Annotated in this window: 6 protein-coding genes; 3 read left to right on the plus strand and 3 right to left on the minus strand. The window is 64.4% G+C overall.

The features are described from left to right. Window positions 1-837 (minus strand): acetaldehyde dehydrogenase (acetylating) (locus WAN02_RS06395; protein WP_422263333.1); only part of this gene is annotated, 837 nt, incomplete at its 3' end. A gap of 48 nt (window positions 838-885) precedes the next feature. On the opposite strand from WAN02_RS06395, the gene WAN02_RS06400 reads away from it, so the two are divergent. After that, window positions 886-1,638: an IclR family transcriptional regulator gene (locus WAN02_RS06400; protein WP_422263328.1), complete on the plus strand. Its 753-nt coding sequence runs from the start codon at window positions 886-888 to the stop codon at window positions 1,636-1,638. Here WAN02_RS06400 and WAN02_RS06405 read toward each other — a convergent pair. Next, window positions 1,635-1,916 carry a YbaB/EbfC family nucleoid-associated protein gene (locus tag WAN02_RS06405; protein WP_422263329.1) on the minus strand — a complete coding sequence of 94 codons (282 nt, stop codon included), beginning with the start codon at window positions 1,914-1,916 and terminating at the stop codon, window positions 1,635-1,637. The two genes, WAN02_RS06400 and WAN02_RS06405, sit on opposite strands and share 4 nt — an antisense overlap. 85 nt (window positions 1,917-2,001) lie before the next feature. Between WAN02_RS06405 and WAN02_RS06410 the strand changes: the two genes are divergently transcribed. Continuing rightward, entirely contained in the window at window positions 2,002-2,805 is an 804-nt protein-coding gene (locus tag WAN02_RS06410) for an SDR family oxidoreductase (RefSeq protein ID WP_422263330.1), read from the plus strand. A 25-nt stretch (window positions 2,806-2,830) separates the two neighbouring features. Here WAN02_RS06410 and WAN02_RS06415 read toward each other — a convergent pair whose 3' ends face one another. Next, complete coding sequence (locus tag WAN02_RS06415; RefSeq protein WP_422263331.1) at window positions 2,831-4,462, minus strand: class I adenylate-forming enzyme family protein; 1,632 nt, start codon at window positions 4,460-4,462, stop codon at window positions 2,831-2,833. Between the two features lie 338 nt (window positions 4,463-4,800). On the opposite strand from WAN02_RS06415, the gene WAN02_RS06420 reads away from it, so the two are divergent. Continuing rightward, window positions 4,801-5,176 (plus strand): CoA transferase (locus WAN02_RS06420; protein ID WP_422263332.1); only part of this gene is annotated, 376 nt, incomplete at its 3' end.

Raw genomic sequence — 5,176 nt, forward strand, 5'->3', positions numbered from 1 at the left:
CATGATGTCCAGATTGCCGGCATAGGGCGGCAGGTAGTCGCCGTTGCCCTCGACCTCGAGAAACACCGCGACACGCCCTCGCCCGGACCAGCTCTCACGCGGCTCATCGAACTGCGGATCAGCGCGCAGCTTGTAGCCGGGGACGTATTGCTGAACATCGCTGACCATTTCGTGAATGGACTCTGCCACCGACGCTTGATCGGTGTCAGGCCCGATCGCGCAAAAGACCGTGTCGCGCATGATCATTGGTGGCTCGACGGGGTTCAGGATGATGATGGCTTTGCCGCGGACTGCGCCGCCGACGTCGACCACCGCCTGACTGGTCGTTTCGGTGAATTCATCGATGTTGGCGCGAGTGCCCGGTCCGGCCGACCGCGACGACACCGACGCCACAATTTCGGCGTAGGGGACGGGGGCGACGCGTGACACCGCGGCCACGATCGGGATCGTGGCCTGTCCGCCGCAGGTGATCATTGAAACATTGGGTGCCCCAATGTGATCGGCCAGGTTCACCGGGGGACACACCATCGGTCCGATGTGTGCCGGGGTGAGATCTACGGCCTGAATGCCGGCTTCGGCATAGCGTGGAGCGTTGGCCGCATGCGCACTGGCGGAGGTGGCCTCGAAAACCAGTTCGGGCAACGGATCTCGGCGCAGCAGCCAGTCGACACCGCCGGCGGAGGTCTCCACCCCGAGAGCGCGCGCTCGCCGCAAACCCTCCGACTCGACCACACCCGCCATGTAGGCGACTTCGATGCAGTCCGAGCGGCGCAGCTTTGCCAGTAGGTCGGTTCCGATATTGCCCGGCCCGACGATCGCAGCGGGAATCTTCCGCAGATTTGTCACCGGTTGACTGTGACATCGTATCGCGGCAATGTGGTAGCCATGCGTTCCGCTGGCCGGAACAAACCGGCCGTCTCGATGCTGGATCGTTCGGCAATGCTGCTGCTGGCCTTCCGGTCGAGCGGCGGGGCGATGACACTCGCGGAGTTGTGCCGTGCAACCGGCATCCCGAAGGCCACCGCCCACCGGTTGGTCGCCGAACTCGAAAAATGGGGACTGCTCGAGCGGTCGGGCCGGCGGCTGCGGTTGGGAATGCGGCTGTTTGAACTTGGCCAGCTGGTACCGACTCAACGCGATATCGGTGAGATCGCCGCCCCGTATCTTGCCGATCTGTTCGAAGCCACCAGAAAAACCGTACATCTGGCGATTCGGGACGGGCTGGAGGTCGTCTACGTCCAGAAGCTGGCGCGCCGCGGCAGTCCGCGGGTGGGCTCGCGGGTGGGCGGTCGGATGCCCATGCACTGCACCGGGGTGGGCAAGGCCCTGCTGGCGTTCAACGCAACGGCGCTGACTGACGCGGTGATTGCCCGGGGGTTGACCCGGCTGACACCACGCACCATCGTCGCTCCCGGTCTGCTGCGTCGCGATCTGGCGCGGGCAAGAGTCCGCGGGTTCGCCGTTGAACGCGAGGAGTCGACGATCGGGATCGTCTGCGTCGCAGGCCCGATCATCGACGCTACTGGCAGCGCGGTCGCCGCCATCTCGATAACTGGTCGCGCGCAAGAGTTCTCCGCGCCGGCGGCCACTGCCGCCGTTCGCACCGCGGCGCTGGGGCTGTCGCGCGCGCTGCGCTAATCGCGATCCGGTGTGCTCGGGTGGCTGTCGGCGAACCCGGCAGCACGTGCCTTGGCGGCTTGCAGCGCTTCCACCACCATGTCGCCCATGTTCGCCAGCCCCGGGGGGTCGTCACGCCGGTACTCGCCGGGGTAGATGTGCACGCCAAGCAATTCACCCGTTTCGGAGACCGTCACGGTGACCAGGCCATCGGCGGCGACGCCGTCGAAGTGCTGCGGCCGGGAGAGATGTGGTTGCCCGTTCGCCGGTGCGCGCAAGTCGGGCCGGTTGTCTGGCACGATGCCTCCACGGGAAATGGGGAAACGTCACGATATGATATCATAAGTGCAGTGTGACGGACCTATGGATGGGAAGCTGAACATCATGGATCTTGGGATTGCGGGCAAGGTGGCCTTCGTTTCCGGCGGCAGCATGGGCATGGGCCGCACAACAGCCGAGCTGTTCGCCCGAGAGGGCTGCCGAGTCGTCGTCGCGGCGCTACCGGAGCACAAGGAATCGATCGACGACACCGTCGCGGCAATCCAGGCCGCCGGCGGTCAGGCGGTCGGCGTGGCGGCGGATCTGACGAAAGAAGATGACGTCGACCGCGCCGTCGCGACCGCCGAGCAAGCCTTCGGATCGCGTCCCGATATCGCCGTGGCCAACGTCGGGGGGCCGAAGCAGGGCGATTTCCTCACCGTGACCAACGACGATTTCGCCGATGCCGTCCATGACATGACGATGAGCATGGTCTACCTGGCGCGTGCCGTCATTCCTCATATGCGCGAACAGCGGTGGGGTCGCATTGTTGCGCTCAATTCCGGCGCGGCCAAGGAACCCCCGCCCGAATTGCCCCACATTCTGGCCAACACGTCGCGGGCCGCTGTGATCCCGCTGAACAAATCGCTATCCAACGAATTCGGACGGGATGGCATCACGATCAATACGATCGCGACCGGTTATATCGCGACGGCGCGTATGCAGGGCTACTACGAGAAGCTCGCCCAAACGCGTGGCGTGTCAGCTGAATCACTGGTTGATCAACTCGTTTCTTCGGTTCCCGTTCGGCGGTTGGGGTCGCCGGAAGAGATGGCGGGCGTAATCGTGTTCCTGTGCTCACAGCAAGCCGGCTACGTGACGGGCCAATTCATCCCCGTCGATGGCGGTTTTCATCGAAGCGCCTGGTGATCGGCGGCATTCCGCCGGTCATCCCCTAGCTACTACCCGACATCTGGTTTACGTCGCCGACAACGCTGGGCTGGTTGGCACCACGCGTCGAGGCTCGTTCGACGGTGCCGGCGCCCAGAGGGCGTTTGGCCAACTCGGCTTTGATGATTCGCCCATTGACACTGGTAGGCATCTCGGCCAGCACGTCGTAATACCGCGGCAGCATGTAGGGCGGCAGCCTGGGCCGAAGGTAGTCGATCAGTTCTTCGACAGTGAGCACACGGCCCTGCTTCACCAGCAGAAATATCCGCAAGTCCTGGTCGGATTCGCCATACCTGCTGTCGGCGCCGGATGTGTGGCCGACGCAGGCGCATTTGGCAATCGCTGGGTGCAGGCGCACCTCCGCCTCGATCTGCGATGGGGATATGTTGCGCCCTCGGTGTCGGATGGTGTCCGTCAGCCGGTCAACGTACCGCAGCTCGCCCGCGCAGTCGCGCAATCGGTCGCCAGTGTGGAACCAGCCACCCCGCCAGGCGTTCTCGGTCTCGGCGGGTAGATGCGCGTAGCCCGACGCGAGGGCGCCGTCCACATGGCGCACGATGAGTTCCCCGGCTTCCCCAGGAGTGACGTCCGTGCCTCGGGTGTCGACGAGCCGGACCTCGTAGCCGCTGCTGGGATGACCGGCGACATCGTGGGTTGCCGGCGCCAGCGAACGCAAGGCAGGGCCGATCTCGGTCATGCCGTACAGGGTCGCGATGCGAACCGCGAACCTGTCGCCGAAGGCGCGGAACTGCGGAATGAGCGGGACCATGATCATCGTGTGCAAGGGGTTACGGGCGTCGTCCGGCCGCGGTTCGCTGTCCCATAGCAATTGCCCGATGTTCAGAGCCACTGTGAGTTGACAGTCGTAGTTCCGAATGTCCGACCAATAGGACTGTTGGGAAAAGCCATCGCGAACCACAAGGCGCTGACCCCGTTGTACCGCGACCGCTAGAGCTATGAACCCGAGCGCGTGCGCAGTCGACCAGGGGCTGTAATAGCCGGAATCGGTCGGCCACAGATGATCTCGGTCATCCACGATGTGCGCCGCATAGCTCGTGAACGCGCGGTGGGACACCTCCACGGGCTTGGGCAGCCCAGTCGTGCCAGAGGTGAACAGGATCGACTGGGCCGCGGCCGGATCCGGATCGGGCCGCGGAATCGGCTGAGCCTCGGCCAACGCTTCCGCCCACCCGAGCAGCACAGCGGATGCCAGTGGCGTCGACGCATCGCTCGCCGACTCACGGTCGCGGACGATAACCCGCTTCAGCCTCGTCACCGCGGACAATACGGCGTGATTGGCGGTCAGGCAGTCCTGAAGAGTGACTAGTGTCGCTGCGCGCGATGCGTTGAGCACATGGGACAGCGGGTTTCCCCGCATCAACGTGCTGACCGGCACGTTGGTCGCCCCGAGATAGCCGCACGCCGCCTGCAAAACGAAGGCGTCGGCACCGGTGGGCAGCATGGTTGCGACGGCATCTCCGCGCCCAACGCCAAGTCGCTCGAGCGCATCGGCACATCGCAGCGCCTCGCGGCAGAATGCGCCATAGCTGTAGGCGGCGCCGCCGATGTCGTTGAGCACCAACCGGTCAGGCGTTTCGGCGGCGCGGGTGCGAAGCAGCGAAAGCGTTGATTGCACGTCGACCTCCATACCTGGGCACACTGGGCCGGCCCTGCATCACGTCGAGAACGTCATGTGCCGTTGTCACGCTTTTCGAGGGCCGTCTGTCAGAACCCCTGACGCAGCGGCGCCGATAGACTATCGGCCCCCTTGAGTGTCAATGTAACCGCGGTCACCCTCGGCAATGCTGTCGGAACGTACTGCCGGTAGTGAGGACCGGCCCGCCAAGGCGTTCACCCCGCGCAGCTGTACCAGCCGGCGGCGTGATTCGACTCGTCACGCTTGCGAACCGAGGCCGCTACCAGCTCGCCTCATGGTAGTGACAATCATCGGAGATACGCGATATGATATCTGTTATGCATTCAGGCCCACTGTCGGGATTCCGTGTCGTCGATCTGACCAACGGTTGGGCGGGCACCTCGTGCACCAAAGTCCTGTCCTCCTACGGCGCCGACGTCATCAAGATCGAGAACCCCGACGGGGGTGACATGGCCCGCAATTTGGTGCCCTGGGTATTTGAGACATTCAACGGTGGGAAACGTTCCCTGACCGTCGACTTACGCGAAAAGACCGGTCAGGAGATCGTGCGTCAGTTAGCCAAATCGAGCGACGTGCTGGTGCAGTCGATGCGTCCCGGCGCCCTCGACGAGATCGGACTGGGTCGCGCCGAGCTCATGGCCGCGAATCCGAGCCTGATTTACGCCTCATTTTCCGCGTTCGGAAGCAGTGGCC

It is taken from the genome of Mycobacterium sp. (genome assembly GCF_049281135.1).
Lineage (GTDB): Bacteria > Actinomycetota > Actinomycetes > Mycobacteriales > Mycobacteriaceae > Mycobacterium.